Genomic DNA, 16,235 nt, shown 5'->3' with positions numbered 1-16,235 from the left:
TGATTACGAACGGGAAATGATCAGGTTGCCGTATGCACTCACTTTGGCGATCCAGCCGGGGGGCACCAAGGACGTAGAGTCGTGCTGCATCAGCATCGCCGGACCTTCGATGTATTGCCCCGCGCGCAACTTGCTGCGGTCATAGCGTGGCGTCGGCAGACGCTGGCCGTCATCGAAACACGTCGTGCGCTCATAGAGGAAAGCCTGCCGGGTGTCGCTGTCCTGCGCCTGCGGCAACGGTTGCCACTCCAGTTTTCGCGAATGCGAATGGCCTATCACCCGCAAGCTGACGACCTCGACCGTGGCGTCTTTAAAGCAGTAGCCGTAGTCTTTTTCGTGCTCGCGATGGAACTGCGCCATGACCTCCTCGATCGCCCCACGGTCGACAGCGCCGCTGGGTACCCGCGAGCGCAACTCGAAGCCTTGCCCGTCATAACGGCACTCGGCGATGCGTATCAGCTGCATGTCGGACTCGTTGACGCCATCGTTTTCCAGCTGCTTGCGAATGTCGGTTTCAAGCCCCTGAAACGCCTTATCGATGTGGCCCATGTTCAGCTCGCTGATGTCGTTCAGGTTGCACAGCAGCGACCTTAGCGCCTCGTATTGCAGATCGGTGGTCAGCAGCCCCGCGGCGGCGGTGATGCCTGGCGCCGGAGGAATCAGTACCGACTTGGCATTGACCTCGTCGGCCAGCGCCGGGCCATGCACGGGACCGGCGCCACCGAAAGGCATCAACACGAAATCACGCGGGTCGATCCCTTTGGCTACCGAGTTGGAACGTATTGCCAGGGCCATGTTGTTGTTAACTATCTTGAGGATCCCCAGCGCGGCCTGGTACACGTCCATCCCCAGCGGCTTGGCGATTTTTTCTTCAATGGCCTTGTAGGAAAGCGCGGAATCGACCTGCAGGTCGCCGCCGAGCATCTGGTCGGAATCAAGCCGTCCGAGGACGATGTTAGCGTCGGTGACCGTCGGCTCCACGCCGCCACGGTTGTAACACGCAGGCCCCGGATTGGAGCCCGCCGAGCGCGGGCCAACCTGAAAGCCGCCGGCGGCATCGATGAACGCCACCGATCCGCCGCCGGCACCGATGGTGATGAGGTCGATCATCGGCACCAGCACCGGGTGCCCGGAGACGTAGGAGTCGCGGGGGTTCATGATTTTGATCTGGCCATCGACCAGCGTCGAAATGTCCGCCGAGGTTCCGCCGATGTCGACGGTGATGATATTGCGTTCGCCATCGAGGCTGGCGAAGTAGTGACCGCCCATGACCCCGCCGGCAGGGCCGGACATCAGGATATTGACCGGCCGTTCGCAACAGCTTTCCACGGTGGCCACGCCGCCATTGGATTGCATGATGCGCAGATCCGCGTGGATACCGTTTTCGCGCAACTGAGTCGACAAGTGGGTCAGGTAACTCGACGTCCGGGGTCCCACGTAAGCGTTCATCGCCGTGGTGGAAAAGCGCTCGTACTCGCGCATGACATCCACCACTTCGCTGGAGCAGCAGACGAACGCTCCTGGCATGACCTCCTGAACGATGGCCTTGGCCCGTAGCTCGTGGCTACGGTCGAGAAACGAGTACATGAAACCGATGATCACCGCTTCGACACCACGGACCTTGAGCGTCAATGCTGCGTTGCGCACTTCCTCGTCGTCCAGTGGGGTCTGGATCTCGCCATGGGGTGGAAGCACCCGTTCATTGATCGCGATGCGGTTGCGCCGACGCACCAGCGGTGCACTCTGCCAAGGAACATCGAAGTGCAGGGAAAAGTTGAACGGTCGCTTGTGCCGTCCAATGTGCAGAATGTCGCGAAATCCCTTGGTCGTCAGCATCCCGACATTCGCACCATTGTGCTCGATGGAAATATTGGTCGCGACCGTGGTGCCATGAACGATTTGCTTGATCTCATCAGTACCAATATTTGCCTTGGCGCACAGTTCCAGGATCCCGCGCATCACGGCGATCGATTGATCCTCGACCGTCGTCGGGACTTTATGGGAGAAAATTTTCCGGCCGATCGAGTCTTGCTCGGTGGTCTCCAGAATCAAGTCTGTGTTGGTGCCGCCGACATCTACGCCAATGCGTGCCATACCCTGCTGCTCCTGCCTTATCGCGAGTGCTTCGAGCGTAGCGCCCGTTGCTGGTTCGCCAGTTGGTTTTTTTATGTCGCAAGTTCTTCGATGAGGTGCCGTTCAGTGCGCTGGCTTGAATCGGGCCCGTTGCTGCGTGGCATTCTCTTGCAGTGAACACCCGCAGGTTTCCGGCAGGGCAAGACCACCGGCCAAGGCGAAGATCGCAATACCGGCCAGGTAAAAAGCCGGTGCCATGGGGTTGCCGGACAGTTCGATCAGCCAGGTCGCCATGAACGGTGCCGTACCGCCAAACAGCGTGTAAGCCATGTTGTACGTGACGGCCGAGGCCGTGTAGCGGGCGTGCGTCGGGAACACTTCGGACAACAGCACGGCCGTGACGACACCGCACAACACCGCGCCTACCGCCAACAGCAATGCACCCGCCAGCGCCGACACAAAGAACCTTGAACCGGCGAGCAGGAAGGCTGGATAGATCGTCACCAGCAGCCATACGGCGGCAGTCAGCATGGTGCGGCGGCGGCCGACGCGATCAGAATAGGCACCGGCGAACGGACACAGCGCAGCGGCGAATATCAGCGTGAGCACCGAAATCAACAGCGCTGTCGGCCGTGGCAGGCCGCCTTGCAGTTGCAGATAAGTGACGAAGTACGTGGTGCAAATATAGAAGGACAGCGCCGTCAGCGAGATGAACGCCCCCAGGCAGCCCATGGCGCCCGCCTGCTGGCGCAGCGTTTCTTTCAACGGTGCATGAGCGCCGCGCTCGGTGGCGGCAATGGCCTTGAAGGCAGGGGTTTCGTCGAGTTGCCAGCGCAGGTACAGGCCCACCAGACCCAGTGGTGCAGCGATCAGAAAAGGAAGCCGCCAGCCCCAGCTCGCCATTTCTTCAGCGCTTAACAAGGTATTGAGCGCATAGGTGACGATAGCGGCCGCCGCAAAAGAGGCAAAGGTCGACACTAGCGCCGCGCTGCCGTATTTAGCACGTTTGTCGGCGGGTGCGTGTTCGATCAGGTAAATGCATGCACCGGCATACTCTCCCCCGGCAGAAAAACCCTGTACGCAACGAATCAGGGTCAACAGCACCGGCGCCAATAAGCCAATGCTGGCGTAGGTAGGCAACAGGCCGATCAGGGTCGTCGCGCCCGCCATCAGCAAGATCGTCAATGACAACACTCGCCGCCGCCCAAGCCGGTCGCCCAGCATGCCGAAGACCAGGCCACCCAATGGCCGGAAGGCGAAGGCCACGGCGAACACCGCGAAGGTCTTTAACAGCGCGGTTGTGCTATCGCCACTGGGGAAAAACACTTGCGCAATCGTGGTGGCGAGAAAGCCGTAGATTGCGAAGTCAAACCATTCGACAAAGTTGCCGATCGACGCGGCCCACACCACTTTTTTCAATGCCACCGGCGGCTGCGGCGCACAGGTATTAGTTGTCATATCCACCTCACTGTCAGTTGTCTAAACAAGCGATCGGCAGTTGCTAACTAAACAAAAAAGAGCTGGGCAAAGTCGGCCTCTGGCGGGCCGTAGTTGCCTTCAATCGGTGACGTAAAGCAACTGCACGCGACGCTTTTCGTCCGGACCGGGTACGAACCAGGTCAAACCGGTGACGTGTCGAGCGCACGCTTGCTGAAAATCAGGCTGGCGTTTGCTCCGCCAAAGCCAAAACTGTTACTCATGACGCAGTTCACTGGCTGGTTCAAGCGCGTGTGGCGGATGATCGGCAATGCCTCGACTTCAGGGTCGAGGTGCTCAATGTTATGAGAGGCCGCCATAAACCCGTGCTGTATCATCAACAGCGAGTAAATGGCCTCATGCACACCCGCCGCACCGAGCGCATGCCCGGTCAACGACTTGGTCGAACTGAACGCAGGCAAGTGTCCATGGAAAGCAAGCGCAGCGGCACGCAGTTCGACCAGGTCTCCCGCCTGGGTGCTTGTCCCGTGGGTGTTGAGGTAATCGACCGACTCCGCGCAGGTGCTCAGCGCCGCCTGCATTGCCCTGAGCGCGCCGTCACCGCTGGGGGAAACCATGTCCTGACCATCGGATGCCGTGCCATAGCCAATCACTTCGGCGTAGATCGTCGCCCCTCGTTCGAGCGCATGCTCGAATTCTTCGAGGACCAGCACGCCGCCACCGCCGCTGATAACAAAGCCATCGCGCGCGACATCGTAAGGGCGGCTGGCCTGGGTCGGTACATTGTTGTAGCTCGTGGAAAAAGCCCCCATCGCATCGAACATGCAACTCTGGCTGACATGCTCGGCCTCGGCCCCGCCGGCAAACACGACGTCCTGTTTGCCAAACTGAATCTGCTCAAACGCATGGCCGATGCAATGGGCGCTGGTTGCGCAGGCCGATGCGATGGAATAGTTGAGACCCTTGATCGCAAAGAAACTGGCCATGCACGCCGAGACGGTACTGGTCATGGTGCGAGGCACCCGGTAAGGGCCGACTTTGCGAATGCTTTGGCCAAGCAGTTGGTTGGCTTCGACGATGTCCTGGCTGGACCCTCCTCCCGATCCCATCACACAACCCGTCCGAGGATTTGACACCTGCGAGGCGTCCAGCCCTGCGTCGGCAATGGCATCGCGCATCGCCAGGTAGGCGTAAGCAGCGGCATCACCCATGAAGCGGCGCTGGCGACGGTCTATCTGCTCCAAATCCACGTCCAATCGGCCACTGACATGGCTGCGCAGACCCGCTTGCGCATAGTCTGGATTGAAGCCGATCCCGGAGCGTCCTTCGCGCAACGCTTGCAAAACGTCCACCTGAGAGTTTCCCAGGCAGGAAACGATACCCATCCCGGTCACTACGACCCGACGTAACCCTGTGGTGTGCCTGGAGGCTTTATCAATCTGCAAGGCGTATCTCCCTTCTCTTTTCACCGCGTGAACAACGCTGTGATGTGCCCGAGTCTAATCGTGATGTTTAATTCTGATAATTCGTATGTCTGACAGCTTTATTACCAAAATAAGTATCAATATAACTTCGCTACCGCCCCGCTGCTGACAGCCTTGAACATCAGCGCTCGGGCATTGCCGATAGCAGTGCACGGGCATGGAAAGGGGGCCGCATGGCCCCCTCGAAAAACTTAATGTGGCCTGTTGCGCGTTGGCTTAACCGACAAACCGCTCCACACGCGCAGGACTGCGCTGCATCAGCACTTTGCCGTCTCGGATCGACATTAATACCTGGCCCTGGCTACGAATCATCTCGTAGTCGTCCGGCGCTGAAAGAATCAGCAAGTTGGCCGGGCGCCCTACTTCCAGACCGTAGCGCTCGCCCAGGTGCAAGGTTCGGGCGCTGTTGTCCGTAATCAGGTCGAGGGAACGCTTGAGGTCGTCGTAGCCGAGCATGTGACAAATGTGCAGGCCGGCCTCGAGGATGCGCAGGATATTGCCATTACCCAGTGGATACCAAGGGTCGACGATGGAATCCTGACCGAAGCAGATGTTCATCCCCGCCCGGTCGATTTCAGCGACTCGGGTCAAGCCCCGGCGCTTGGGATAGCCGTCGAAACGACCTTGCAAATGAATGCTTTCAGTCGGGCACGAAATGAAATTGATCCGCGACCGTTTGAGTAGGCGGAACAGCTTGTAGCAATAGGCGTTGTCGTACGAACCCATGGCCACGGTATGGCTGGCGGTGACCCGTTCGCCCATGTCGCGCACCCGCGCTTCTTCGGCAAGCACTTCGAGAAAGCGCGACTGCGGGTCATCGGTTTCGTCGCAATGCACGTCCACCAGGCAGCCCGTTCGTTCGGCCAGGTCCATCAGAAACTTCACCGAGGACTCGCCCTGCTCCCGGGTGTTCTCAAAGTGCGGAATGCCGCCCACGACGTCGGCACCCATGGCCACCGCCTCGGTCATCAAGGCGCGGCCGTCCTTGAAGGATTCAATGCCCTCCTGGGGAAAGGCGACAATCTGCAAGTCGATCAGGTGCCGGGTTTCCTCGCGAACCTCCAACATGGACTTGAGCGCCGCCAGGGTCGGGTCGGTGATGTCGACATGGGTACGCACGTGCTGAATACCGTTATCGACCAGCATGTCGATGGTTTTGCGCGCACGAACCTTGGTGTCTTCGTGGGTGACCAACGCCTTGCGCTCGGCCCAGCGCTCAATGCCTTCGAACAGCGTGCCGCTCAGGTTCCAGTTCGGCTCGCCGGCCGTGAGCGCGGCATCCAGGTGAATGTGCGGTTCAACGAAGGGCGCCGTCACCAGATTCTGCCCCGCGTCCAGATCCGTCGCATGGGTGGCTTGCACCACCTGCGTCTGGGCGACGATTGCCGCAATCTTCGGGCCATTGAGTTCGATGTGATACAAGCCGGTTTTACCGCGCAGACGCGCGTTGATGATGTTCATGTTGACTCCTTGCTGTGGACTTCGGTCATGCGCCATACCAGCAGCGCAACCGATGCATTCATTCGAAAAAGGGGATCGTCCAGCGACTGTCCGCTCTGCTGCTCGATACGCTGGATACGTTGATTGATGGTGTTGCGATGGATGGCCAGGCGATTGGCTGCCCTGAGGGCATTGCCGTTTTCCTGGAGCAGCGCGTCGAGGGTTTCCAGCAGCGTGAAGGGCTGCTTGCGGGACGGCTCGATCAAGGAGCCGAGCGTTTGCGTCACAAAGTGATCGATCACCGAACGGTCGCCGATGCCTTGCAACAGGAGCAACACCCCCAGCTCGCTGAAATCGCAAAAACCGCTCGCCGGGTGCAGGCTTTCCGCGACGTCCAAGGCCTGCCGTGCTTCATTCAAGGCCTGGCGGTAGTGCCCGCAATGCTCCACGCGGTTTGCCATACCCATGTACAACGTCATGTCGCCGATCATTGCGGTGAGTTCCCGGTACAGCCCCTGGAGATCGGCACGCAGGGTTTCCTGATCAGGCAACAGCATGATGAACAGGTCGCCCTGAAGGATCACCGGTAGCCTTTCTGACCTGATACGGCTCCATGCCTCCAGGTGGTCCTGACAGGCTTGGCGAGTGTGCTGTAACAGACGCTCAGCTTCGATCGGCGGATGGCGCTCGAACAACACGCTCACCGAAGACAGGCGCAGGGCTACTAGACGCCGCGGTCCATCGATCGGCAGTTGAACATGCTCGGCGCGCTGCTGCGCGATGGCCAGGCTGGGGTAGTCGCCGGTGAGCAACTGGCTGAGGATATCGTGACGTGTACGCCTGGCCTGCGCTATATGCACCAGCGCCGTACCGATGGCATGGGTGACGATGACCATCTTCAGCAGGTAAGGCTGCTCGATCAACGGCAAGCCGTGGTGCTCTGCCCGTTCGATAACGGTCTGGGGGATGCGCTGGATGAACGCCCCCCCGGTAAGGATCACCAGACCGGCAATCCCCATGGCAATACCGTCCTCAATGACGCTCAGCAAGTTGGCCTCATCTCGCGCGTGATTGACGCCAGTGACAAACACCAGTTCGCCGCCCATGACCCACTCGGCGATACCCTCGTTCTCCGCCACGTATGGCCAGCGCACGGTGCGTTGCAGGTGCAGGTGACCGGCACGCACAATCAGTCCTTCCAGGCCCGGCAGCTTGAGGACTTCTCCGACCGTCAGACTCACAGTTCCCCCGGCGTGGTGCTGACCGCAGCGCGGCGACCGCTGAATTGAAGCAAACCGACATAGCAAACGGCGGACACGACGATTCCCACCAGTGGGGCAACCCAGGGCGAGCAATAGGCAACCACCGCGCCGATGGCATAGGCCGAAAGACCGACGAAGTTGTAGCGCGGCAACCTGGCGCTGGCGAGCAGCGGGTATTGGCCACGATGGCGATACCAGAAATCGGCCATGATCACGCCGCCGACGGGAGGGATGATAGAGCCCAGCAGCACCAGAAATGGGATCAGCATCTCGTACATGCCACCGATGGCAAGCAGCACCCCGACGCCGGCAGCAGCCAGCGTCATCGTCCGGCGGCGCTCACTGCGCAGTAAGTGACACGTGGCAGCGGAGACGTTGTAGATCGTCGGCCCCTGAATCGTCCAGAGGTTCAGGCAGAGCATGATCACCGCTGCGAACGACAGGCCTTGCAGGATCATCACTTCGACGATATCGGCCTGTTGATAGACGATCGCACACCAGGCGCCCGCAACCACCATCAAGCCGTTGCCGAGCAAAAAGCTGACCACGCTCGCGATAATTGCCACACGGCCGGTACGCGATAGTCGTGTCCAGTTGGTGGCCTGAGTGGCACCGCTGGCGAAGGTACCAAACACCATCGTCACCGCCGCCGAAAACGTCATGGTTTCATGGGGGATGACGGCCGCGAGCGCCTGAAACCCGCCCACATCATGGGTGGCGATGTACATGGAGATCACCAGCAGGACGAACATCAACGGCACGGAAATCCGCGAGAGCAGGTCCAGGCCTTTGAAGCCGATGATGGCGGTGAGGCTGAATCCAAAGCCGAACAGGATCATCAGCGGAATCGTCAGTCCGCCTGCCAGACCGAGCATCTTCACCAGCACGATCGCCACTGTTGCCGTCCCCCAGGCATACCAGCCCAGTTCGGCGAACCCCAATAGAAAATCGGAAAGTCGGCTGCCCACTTCGCCAAAGCAGAACCGTCCCATTAGCACGGTATTGAGGCCGCTACGGGAGGCGATAAAGGCAAGCGCCGCGGCGTAGAGTGCCAGCAAGCTGTTGCCGATGGCGGCGATCGATAACATGTCGACGAAGTTGAAAGCCAGCCCCAGCTTGCCACCGGCAAACATGGTGCCGGTGAAAAAAGTAAAACTGAACAGCACCATGGAAATGGACAATAACCCCTTGCGCGCTTCGCGCGGGGCTTCGGTCAACGGATAGTCGCCAGTTGCACTCATATGTTTTTCTCCAAATCGATAGCGGGTTGGCTAGGCTCACTTGTGTCAGAGCAATTACCAGGCCCGTTTTGGCGCCGCTTTGAAATGAAGAAAAAAGGGTGCGCGAACGACATAGGAGTATGTGCAGTAAGCACATTTTTATAGAGCATCTGGAGGATTTTGTGTGCCAATCGCCCTATTCTGTGGCGCCTGTGCACTATTCAGGTACGTAGATTAGGGGGACGTTGGGCGCTCGCTTGGACGTCAATGGCTGTCGTGCCGGAAGGGATACAGTCTGTTGCTGTCAACTGCCTATGCCCGCCTTCGTTAGAATTGGGTCTGGCAGCATTCGGCTGCTGTAGTGCTCATAGGGTATCGAAAGAATTTGCATAAAATACGGGCTTTATTAGGGATAATCGTAGGGATATAAATTTTAGACATCAGCATGATTTCATTATAAAACAGGCGCTTACTTTTCTATTCGAGTCCAGGTCGTGGAGCCATACACTAGAAGAAGCCTGCAGAAATGCAGGCTTTTTTTTGCCCGGAATTTCTCGTGTAACCCTATCGACAAGGAGTCGACCCGTGAAAAAACTGCATGACCATCCCTTTTTCAAACCGCGCCGCCCCACCGCCGCGCTGACACAGAAAAAGCCCAGATTTTCCTCCGGCACCCTCCTTTCACTGGCAGCAGTGGTGATTTCCATTGCCGCCGCGTCGATTTCCTTCTGGCAACTGGGCTTGATGCGCGAGCACAACCGACTTTCCGTACGGCCCTACCTGATGATTACACCGCATTTGACGGCGAAAAAAAGCGGACTGTATTTGTCCAACGAAGGGATCGGGCCGGGCATCATCACGTCGTTCACTGTTCGCGTCGGCGACGAGCAGTTCGACGGGCTGGGGGACAGTCGCTGGCCCGCCGTGCTGGAGAAGGCGCGATTGAATCCCGAGTGTTTCGCCAAAGGCTGGCCTACCGAAGGCGCAGCGGTCAGGCCTGGAAATGACATCGTGATTCTGGAGCCGACTAAAAGCACGCAGTTCGGCCCCTTGTGCCTGCTGCAAATGAGCCTGTTCCTGCAAAGGAATGACGTGTTTGTGGAGATGCACTATGAATCGCTCTACAAGGAACCCTTCACCTTTTCCGGCCCGTTGAGCATGAATGAAGCCATGGATATGGGCGCGTTGGGCAAAATATTGCAGCGGTGACCACGCGCGCCCTTGTTACGGCAACTGCTCAATCACCCCACTGCTCTTCAACAGCCCCAACTGCTCACTGGACAACCCCAACCGCTCACCCAGCACCTCATCCGTATGCTGGCCCAACATCGGCGCCGGTCGCACGTACTCCACCGGGGTGCCGGACATCTTGATCGGGCTGCCGACCATGGCGAAGTCCGGGTTTTGCGGATGGGGAATCTTCACCATCAGTTCGCGGGCGATTACCTGTGGTTCTTCCAGGGATTGGGCGATGTTGTTGATCGCGCCCACCGGGACTTTCGAGGCATGGATACAGGCGACCCACTCATCCGCCGTGCGTCCAAGAAAGTGCGCCGACAACAGTTCGACGATCTCGGCGCGATGGGCAACACGATCGGCATTGCGCCGAAAGCGCGGATCATCCGGCAGGTGTGGCAGGCCGATGCTCTGGCACAACGCGATAAATTGGCTGTCGTTGCCACAGGCGATGATGAAGTCGCGGTCGGCCGCACGGAACACCTGGTACGGCACGATGTTGGCGTGGGCATTGCCAAAGCGCTGGGGCACTTTGCCGGAGGCCAGGTAGTTCATGCTCTGGTTGGCCAGGGTCGCGACTTGCACATCCAGCAGGGCCATATCGATATGCTGGCCGACGCCGCTGCGTTCGCGGCTGAGCAGCGCGGCCTGGATCGCCACGGTGGAATACAGCCCGGTCATCAGATCAGAAAATGCCACGCCGACCTTTTGCGGGCCGCCGCCCGGCAAGTCATCGCGCTCGCCGGTGATGCTCATCAGCCCGCCAATACCCTGGATGATGAAATCGTAACCGGGCTCTTCGGCACGTGGGCCGGTCTGGCCGAAACCGGTGATGGAGCAATACACCAAGCGTGGATTGACCTCGGCCAGAGTCGCATAGTCCAGGCCGTAGCGCGCCAGGGAGCCGGCCTTGTAGTTCTCGATCAGCACGTCGGAGCTGGCCGCCAGCGCCCGCACCAGTTCCTGGCCTTCGGCGCTGGCCAGGTCGATCGCCACCGACAGCTTGCCACGGTTGGTGGACTGGTAATACGACGCCTGCCCGGACGACTCGCCGGTGTCGGTCTTCATCCACGGCGGCCCCCAGCCACGTGTGTCGTCGCCACTGTGCGGGCGTTCGATCTTGATCACTTCCGCGCCCAGGTCCGCCAACACCTGGCCACACCAGGGACCGGCCAATACCCGGCTCAAATCCAGTACCCGCAAACCTGTTAAAGCACCCATTGTTTTTATTCCTGAAGGTCTGTATCGCCGACTGTGGGCTATAGATTAAAAATCCATGACTTATTTTGCAGTGCGAAATAACATTTCGTATTTTCCATAAATGATATGTAGCGGCATGGAGGATGTAAACGTAAAAACCTAAAACCCCAATAAAAATAACCATAAGTGACTGTTTTAAAATGAATAAATATGAAGGCACAGTTAAAGCTCAATAAATTCAATTGTTTCGCACAGCGGAATATGGTTTTGTTTTGTTGATTTTATAAAAGAAGGATGTCTACCATGCGCCGTCGAAGCCTGGACCCGAACACACCAGAGACACCTGCAGGCAGCACTGCTTTCGAACACCTGCTGGTGGATCCGATGAACACCGAAGAGGAGGAAGACAAGGATCGCCAGTTCATCACGGCACTGGCCCGTGGCCTGGAGTTGCTGCGCTGCTTTACCCCTAGCGAAAGCGTGTTGAGTAATCAGGAACTGGCGCGCAAGACCGGCCTGCCGAAACCGACGATTACCCGCATGACCCACACCCTGACCCGCTTGGGTTACCTCAAGCACCTGCCGCAGTCGGGCCGGTACCAGTTGAATGTGGGCGTGATGGCGTTTGGTTACGCGATGCTTTCCAACCTGTCGGTGCGGGCCGTGGCCCACCCGGTGATGGAGACCATGGCCAAGTACGCCCAGGCCGCCGTCGCGATGGCTACCCGGGACCGCCTGGACATGGTGTACCTGGACGTGGTCCAGGGCGAAGCGAACATGACCATGCGCCGCCAGGTCGGCACGCGCTTGCCGCTGCACTTGAGTTCTGCGGGCCGTGCGTGCCTGGCGGCGATGCCGGGGAACGAGCGTGAATTCATGCTTGAGCATATCCGCCAGCGCCATCCGCAGGATTGGCCAAAGATTCGCAAAGGGCTGGAGCGCGCGTTCCGGGATTACACCGACTTCGGCTACTGCATGTCGATCGGTGAGTGGCACCGCGATGTCAACGCCATCGCCGTGCCCATGCTGCACTCACAACATGGGCTGTTGACGTTCAACTGTGGCGGGCCGAGTTTTCACCTTTCCCGGGAAAAACTCGAAGACGACATCGGGCCGCGTCTCAAGCACATGGTCAATAACATCGAGGCCGCCGCCCGCTAGACAGACCGGTGCACGGCCTCGGCAGATTCAATACAACAGGCCCGCCGAACGGGCCGCCAAGGAATGTACATGATCCGAGACCCGCAAACGCTTGACCTGCTGCTGGACTCCATTCGCCAGTTCGTCAACGAAGCGCTGATCCCCCGGGAAAACGAAGTCGCCGAGACTGATGAAATCCCGGCGGATATCGTCCAGCAATTCCAGGACATGGGCCTGTTCGGCCTGACCCTGCCCGAAGCCTATGGCGGCCTGGGCGCAACCATGGAAGAAGAAGTGAGCATTGCCTTCGAGCTGGGTCGTACCTCGCCGGCGTTCCGCTCCTACTTCGGCACCAACAATGGCATCGGCGCCATTGGCATTCTGCTGGACGGCACCGAGGCGCAGAAACAACACTACTTGCCCAAGCTTGCCAGCGGCGAGCTGCTCAGTTCGTTCTGCCTGACCGAACCGGATTCCGGCTCTGACGCCGCCTCGCTGAAAACCACCGCCGTGCGCGATGGCGAGTATTACGTGATCAATGGCACCAAGCGCTTTATCACCAACGCGCCCCACGCCGGGGTTTTCACGGTGATGGCTCGTACCAACCCGCACATCAAGGGCTCCGGTGGCATCAGCGCATTTATCATCGAGCGCAACACTGCGGGTGTGTCCCTGGGCAAGCGCGACCATAAGATGGGCCAAAAAGGTGCCCATACCAGCGACGTGATTTTCGACAATGTACGGGTGCCTGCCGAGCAACTGATCGGCGGCGTCGAGGGTGTGGGTTTCAAGACGGCAATGAAGGTACTCGACAAGGGTCGGCTGCATATCGCGGCAATCAGCGTCGGTGCAGCAGAGCGCATGCTCGACGATGCCCTGCACTACGCCATCGACCGCAAGCAATTCGGCCAGCCGATTGCCGAGTTCCAGTTGATCCAGGCCATGCTCGCCGACAGCAAGGCTGAAATCTATGCGGCCCGCTGCATGGTGCTGGACGCCGCGCGCAAGCGTGACGAGGGCCTGAATATCGGCACCGAAGCCTCCTGCGCAAAAATGTTCGCCACGGAAATGTGCGGTCGGGTGGCTGACCGTTGCGTGCAGATCCACGGCGGCGCGGGCTATGTGAGCGAATACGCGATCGAGCGGTTCTATCGCGATGTGCGCCTGTTCCGGCTGTATGAAGGCACCACGCAGATCCAGCAGTTGGTGATCGCGCGCAACATGATTCGCGAGGTCCAGCGCTAAACCCCGATCCTATGTGGGAATCGGATTTGTGTGGGAGCGGGCTTGCTCGCGAAAGCGCAGTATCAGTCAACTATTTATTAACTGACCCACCGCCTTCGCGAGCAAGCCCGCTCCCACACAAGCCCGCTCCCACAGTAGATCTTCTTTGTTCATGCAACACCCATAACCAGTGCCCTACAACTACAACAAGGTATCGCTATGGAAGTCGCCACATCGACGGGTGCGTTGTCGCCCGCAAAAAACAACCTGTGGATCATTGTCTTCATCTTCTGCTTCCTCGGTCTTTTGATCGACGGCGCAGACTTGATGCTCCTATCCTACAGCCTCAGCAGCCTTAAGGCCGAGTTCGGCCTGACCAGTGTCGAGGCCGGCAGCCTGGGCAGTTTCACCCTGGCCGGGATGGCGGTCGGCGGGATTTATGGGGGCTGGGCCTGTGACCGCTTTGGCCGGGTCAAGACCGTGGTGTGGAGCATCGTGCTGTTCTCGGTGGGTACCGCGATCCTCGGCCTGACCCACAGCTACTGGCAGTTCGCGGCCACCCGCTTTTTCGCCTCCCTCGGCCTGGGCGCACTGTATGTCGCGTGCAATACCCTGATGGCCGAATACGTGCCGACCCGCTACCGCACCACCGTGCTCGGCACCCTGCAGGCCGGCTGGTCGGTGGGCTATATCGTCGCCACCTTGCTGGCCGGCTGGATCCTGCCGGACCACGGCTGGCGCTGGCTGTTCTACGTGGCGATCATCCCGGTGATCCTCGCCGTACTGATGCAGCGCCTGGTGCCAGAACCCCAGGCCTGGCTCAACGCCCAGGCTGAACGTGCGCGGGAAAAGGCCGAAGGCATCCAGCGCGTTTCGGCGAAAAAGCCCGATGGCATGTTCAAGCTGATCTTCAGCGACCCCAAGGCCAGCCGCATGTTCCTGCTCTGGGCGCTGACCGCAGGTTTCCTGCAGTTCGGCTACTACGGGGTCAACAACTGGATGCCGTCCTACCTGGAAGGCGAACTGGGGATGAACTTCAAGTCGATGACCAGCTATATGGTCGGTACCTACGCGGCGATGATTTTCGGCAAGATCCTCGCCGGCCTCGCGGCTGATCGCCTGGGTCGGCGTGTGGTGTTTGCCTTCGGTGCTCTCGGCACGGCGGTGTTCCTGCCGGTGATCGTGCTGTACCAGAGCCCGGACAACATCCTCTGGCTGCTGATTGCCTTCGGCTTTTTGTATGGCATCCCCTACGGCGTGAATGCGACCTACATGACCGAGAGCTTCGAAGCGAAATTCCGCGGCTCGGCCGTGGGCGGTGCCTACAACATCGGCCGGGTTGGCGCGGCAGTAGCGCCGGCGGCCATTGGCTTCCTGGCGTCCCACGGTTCGATTGGCGTGGGCTTCATGGTGATGGGCGCGGCGTACTTTATTTGCGGGGTGATCCCAGCGCTGTTTATCCGCGACAAGCAGTTTGATCCGCAAAAACAATAAGCCAAACCTGGGCGGGAGCCGGGTTGCCGGTTCCCACCTGGGTCAGCAGGAAAACCTAGCCGTTTTGCCAGTTACTTAAACGTTTTGTTCACACTATCGTGTCCCGACCAATTGTTGATGGCAGGGCCGGAAATGGAATTCATCGAACAGACTCATCAGGGCTACGCCGCCTTTCGCGGCTATCAGACCTGGTATCGCGTGACCGGGAACCTCGACAGCGGCAAGCCCCCCTTGGTCATCCTCCATGGGGGTCCAGGCGGTACCCATGACTATCTGGACGCTTTCAAGGACGTGGCTGCCAGTGGCCATGCGGTAATTCATTACGACCAACTGGGCAATGGCCATTCCACCCACCTGCCCCACCTGCCCGCCGATTTCTGGACGGTTGAACTGTTTCTCGAAGAACTGAACAACCTGCTCGACCATCTGCGCATCAGCAACCATTACGCGCTCCTCGGGCACGCCTGGGGCGCCAGGCTCGGCAGTGAACACGCAATTCGCCAACCCAAGGGCCTGTGTGCATTTATTGCCGCCAACCTGGCTGCCGGCTTCGATGACCAACCCCTGTGCCGGATCAATCCGTGGCCTGAAGAAGTAGCACGCACCTTCGCCCAGATGGCGGCCGATCCTACGGTGTACAACGCCCTGCACGGCCCGATCAGGATTGGCCAGCTAACGCAGATCCGAGTACCGACCCTGATGATTTGCGGGCGGCATGACCAGGCCACGCCGCTGGAGATCAAGGGTGCGCGCCGGGCGCTGTTCGAAGACTCCAACCATATGCCCCATGTCGAAGAGCGCCAGGCCTGCATGGGCACGGTGGTGAAGTTTTTGGATGAAGCCTGTCGCCCCCGATTTTGAAACCACCCACATCAAATGTGGGAGCGGCGGTGCGACGATTCGACTTGCCCGCGATAGCGGTTTTTCAGTCGCCGGATGTACCGACTGATCCACCGCTATCGCGGGCAAGCTGAACTGGCCTAATGAATTTGGACACATCAATAGGGCGCTATGATGGCGCCCAA

At 59.3% G+C, this 16,235-nt stretch carries 12 protein-coding genes; 5 read left to right on the top strand and 7 right to left on the bottom strand.

Annotated features, from left to right (window positions below; translation table 11 throughout):
• Nucleotides 1-3: 3 nt before the first annotated feature.
• From KL786_RS25355 to codB, 6 genes are all read right to left on the bottom strand, one after another.
• Nucleotides 4-2,094 (bottom strand): hydantoinase/oxoprolinase family protein, encoded by a 2,091-nt coding sequence (locus tag KL786_RS25355; protein ID WP_215519373.1) that lies wholly within the window; start codon nucleotides 2,092-2,094, stop codon nucleotides 4-6.
• Between the two features lie 102 nt (nucleotides 2,095-2,196).
• The gene (locus KL786_RS25350) at nucleotides 2,197-3,531 is read right to left on the bottom strand and encodes an MFS transporter (RefSeq protein WP_032903724.1); all 1,335 of its coding nucleotides are present in this window, start codon (nucleotides 3,529-3,531) and stop codon (nucleotides 2,197-2,199) included.
• A 161-nt stretch (nucleotides 3,532-3,692) separates the two neighbouring features.
• Nucleotides 3,693-4,955: a beta-ketoacyl synthase N-terminal-like domain-containing protein gene (locus KL786_RS25345; RefSeq protein WP_081036845.1), complete on the bottom strand. Its 1,263-nt coding sequence runs from the start codon at nucleotides 4,953-4,955 to the stop codon at nucleotides 3,693-3,695.
• 255 nt (nucleotides 4,956-5,210) lie between these two features.
• A complete protein-coding gene (gene codA, locus KL786_RS25340) occupies nucleotides 5,211-6,455 on the bottom strand; it encodes a cytosine deaminase (RefSeq protein WP_032903721.1) in 1,245 nt (414 codons plus the stop codon).
• The gene (locus tag KL786_RS25335) at nucleotides 6,452-7,675 is read right to left on the bottom strand and encodes a PucR family transcriptional regulator (RefSeq protein ID WP_032903720.1); all 1,224 of its coding nucleotides are present in this window, start codon (nucleotides 7,673-7,675) and stop codon (nucleotides 6,452-6,454) included. The genes codA and KL786_RS25335 overlap by 4 nt, the downstream gene beginning before the upstream one ends.
• Nucleotides 7,672-8,937 carry a cytosine permease gene (gene codB / locus KL786_RS25330; protein WP_032903719.1) on the bottom strand — a complete coding sequence of 422 codons (1,266 nt, stop codon included), beginning with the start codon at nucleotides 8,935-8,937 and terminating at the stop codon, nucleotides 7,672-7,674. The genes KL786_RS25335 and codB overlap by 4 nt, the downstream gene beginning before the upstream one ends.
• A 564-nt stretch (nucleotides 8,938-9,501) precedes the next feature.
• Between codB and KL786_RS25325 the strand changes: the two genes are divergently transcribed.
• Nucleotides 9,502-10,125: a hypothetical protein gene (locus KL786_RS25325; protein ID WP_215519372.1), complete on the top strand. Its 624-nt coding sequence runs from the start codon at nucleotides 9,502-9,504 to the stop codon at nucleotides 10,123-10,125.
• Nucleotides 10,126-10,140: 15 nt separating this feature from the next.
• Here the strand turns inward: KL786_RS25325 and KL786_RS25320 are convergent, their stop codons facing one another.
• Nucleotides 10,141-11,373 carry a CaiB/BaiF CoA transferase family protein gene (locus KL786_RS25320; RefSeq protein WP_215519371.1) on the bottom strand — a complete coding sequence of 411 codons (1,233 nt, stop codon included), beginning with the start codon at nucleotides 11,371-11,373 and terminating at the stop codon, nucleotides 10,141-10,143.
• Between the two features lie 282 nt (nucleotides 11,374-11,655).
• Between KL786_RS25320 and KL786_RS25315 the strand changes: the two genes are divergently transcribed.
• The 4 genes from KL786_RS25315 (at nucleotide 11,656) to KL786_RS25300 (ending at nucleotide 16,071) form a co-directional block, all read left to right on the top strand.
• Nucleotides 11,656-12,513, top strand: coding sequence for an IclR family transcriptional regulator (locus KL786_RS25315; RefSeq protein ID WP_215519370.1), 858 nt, complete (start codon nucleotides 11,656-11,658; stop codon nucleotides 12,511-12,513).
• A gap of 69 nt (nucleotides 12,514-12,582) precedes the next feature.
• On the top strand, nucleotides 12,583-13,737 hold the full coding sequence (locus KL786_RS25310; RefSeq protein WP_215519369.1) for an acyl-CoA dehydrogenase family protein: 1,155 nt from the start codon (nucleotides 12,583-12,585) through the stop codon (nucleotides 13,735-13,737).
• Nucleotides 13,738-13,935: 198 nt separating this feature from the next.
• Nucleotides 13,936-15,210, top strand: coding sequence for an MFS transporter (locus KL786_RS25305; protein ID WP_215519368.1), 1,275 nt, complete (start codon nucleotides 13,936-13,938; stop codon nucleotides 15,208-15,210).
• A 132-nt stretch (nucleotides 15,211-15,342) separates the two neighbouring features.
• On the top strand, nucleotides 15,343-16,071 hold the full coding sequence (locus tag KL786_RS25300; RefSeq protein WP_215519367.1) for an alpha/beta fold hydrolase: 729 nt from the start codon (nucleotides 15,343-15,345) through the stop codon (nucleotides 16,069-16,071).
• The last annotated feature ends 164 nt before the right edge of the window (nucleotides 16,072-16,235 follow it).

The organism is Pseudomonas sp. TAE6080 (assembly GCF_018732265.1).
Classification (GTDB): domain Bacteria; phylum Pseudomonadota; class Gammaproteobacteria; order Pseudomonadales; family Pseudomonadaceae; genus Aquipseudomonas; species Aquipseudomonas brenneri.
Note: the sequence above shows the minus strand (reverse complement) of the source record. Positions and strands in the feature narration are given on the sequence as shown.